The 684-nt window shown below is 71.8% G+C and carries 1 pseudogene; it reads left to right on the top strand.

The window, feature by feature from the left end:
* A pseudogene (locus tag G3I40_RS07340) lies at positions 1 to 369 on the top strand (hypothetical protein); the annotation flags it as partial.
* Positions 370 to 684 lie beyond the last annotated feature (315 nt).

The raw sequence follows: 684 nt of genomic DNA, 5'->3' as shown, positions 1-684 counted from the left end.
GCCGTCGTGTCCGTGGCCCTCGGCATCGTCGCGCTGAGCGGCGGCTGGCTCGGCACGATCGCCTCGGCCCGCGAGTCGCTCATCGGCCAGCTCAACACCGCGCAGAGCGCCAGCGTCGGCACCCAGGTCTCCGAGGTCTACGGCGACTCCTGGCACGCCGCCGCCGTGGTCGGCGGGATCTTCTCGCTGGTCGCCCTGCTCGTCGGTGCGTTCGTCCTGGTCAAGCCCGCGTTCGGCGCGCCCGGCAAGCCCCAGGCCGTCTGGATCAAGTCGACCGCGTGGGCCGGCGTCTCGCTCGGCGTCCTCGGACTGCTGCTGGCCGTGGCCAAGTACTCGGACCTGCTCCTGGGCCTGCCCAAGACCAGCTGAGGCACGTCCACTCAGGCACCTAAGGCGGTCGGCACCGAGCGCCTCAGGTGCCTAAGTCGTCCCCGGCCGCGGCTAAGGCACCCCCGCCCGCGAACATGCGGCACTCGCCCGATGTGGCGCACCCCCCTGGGAAACGACAGTTGCGTCATCGCGGAAAACGGTCCGCGAGAACGCAGAGACTGTCACCAGGAGCCACGATGTACGCCTACGAAATGCACCGGATCCACTCCGCCGAGCTCATCGAGCGGGCCGAGGCCCACCGGCTGGCGCGCGCCGCCCGTGCGGCCACCAAGGCCGCCCGCGCCGAGCGCCGGT

The sequence above is a fragment of the Streptomyces sp. SID14478 genome (genome assembly GCF_010548525.1).
GTDB lineage: Bacteria > Actinomycetota > Actinomycetes > Streptomycetales > Streptomycetaceae > Streptomyces.
This window is presented reverse-complemented; position numbering and strand designations above follow the sequence as displayed.